This window comes from Carnobacterium sp., from assembly GCF_032094055.1.
Classification (GTDB): domain Bacteria; phylum Bacillota; class Bacilli; order Lactobacillales; family Carnobacteriaceae; genus Carnobacterium_A.
Window position 1 is genome coordinate 1 of sequence record NZ_DAMDAK010000099.1, and the last position, 1321, is coordinate 1321.

Consider the following 1321-nt stretch of genomic DNA (forward strand, 5'->3'; position numbering starts at 1 on the left):
TAATGTGTCACCCGACTTAACCGTATAGCTATTGCCAGTGATTTTATCGCTTACCAGTTTGACTGATGATACTGGCAATTTATTAGAATCAGATATCGTACTATCTATTACTTGTTTATCAAATCTCACTAAATCGTTTGCTACAATAATTGAAATGATTTTAGTTTGATACTGCGGATCCGTCGCATAACCGGCTTCGTGGATGGCTTTGATCTGCTGTTTGTAATCTGTTAAACCTAAAGATTTGCTATAACGACTGTTCACATTTAAAAACACACCGTAATCTTTAATCGACGTTGCCCAGTCAGGATAGGATCTAAAATTAGCAGTAATCGTATAAGTTATACCGCCATACACTTCCCAAGTAGCCATGTTGGCCGCATTCCCGCCATAATTGCCCTTGATGCCAAATAAATTATTGTGATTAGCAGCAAGACCAGATGTGCCCCACGCTGATTCTAGAGCAGCTTGTGCGATAGTAACTGACGGCAGAACTTTGTAGACGGACCATAATGCTGTAGCCTCTCCTTTTACTTTATTGATAAAGCTTTCTGTTTGTACGCTCATTATAAAATTCCTCCTTTTGATTCTTTACACAAATCAAACACTACAATAATAACGACAAACAGCACACTACCTGTTACCCCCTGCAAATAAAAACACTCCAATTCCTAATAGATGACTATTTTATTTTGCAGCCTCAGTAAACCTAGAAATAATCACACTGCTGCTTCCAGTAATTATAAGAGTTATCTTTGTTCACATAACTGCGCTTGCTTTTCTTGCTCTTTGAGATCTTACCTATTATTTTCCTCTATATTGGAATCTAGTATTACCGAAAAATAAACAAAAAAAGCCTATAAAGGCTTTTTCTTACATATAAATTTTTAAAACTTCTATACTTGCTTTTCTGATTGGCTTAGCTCCAGCAACCTACTAAATATTCTCTTTTATATTAAGAATGGTTAGACTGTCTTCAAGAAAGTCTTCTTTATCTTTATGACTAAAAATTATGCTATCTCCCGAAAGCAGTTCATAAGTAGTTTGTTGTTCAGATAAGATGATTTTAAGCCACCTACCTTTAAAATGAATTTTAAAACTTAACTCCTGCCATTCTTTTGGTAATCTAGGCGAAAAAGTTAACCTATCTTCATATATGGCCATTCCTGCAAATCCATACACCATACTCATCCATGTTCCGCCCATATTAGCAGCATGAATTCCATCTTTTGTGTTTCCTTGTTGGTCAACAAGATCCATTAATGCTGTATCCATAAAATAACGATAAGCTTTTTCTTTCTCTCCGATTTCACTCGCCATC

Annotated in this window: 2 protein-coding genes; both read right to left on the minus strand. The window is 35.8% G+C overall.

The window, feature by feature from the left end; all coding sequences use genetic code 11:
• Nucleotides 1–567: glycoside hydrolase family 73 protein (locus tag RT405_RS12015; protein WP_313469981.1), on the minus strand; the 567-nt coding region annotated here is incomplete at its 3' end.
• 369 nt (nucleotides 568–936) lie between these two features.
• Nucleotides 937–1321 (minus strand): glycosyl hydrolase family 65 protein (locus RT405_RS12020; RefSeq protein ID WP_313469983.1); only part of this gene is annotated, 385 nt, incomplete at its 5' end.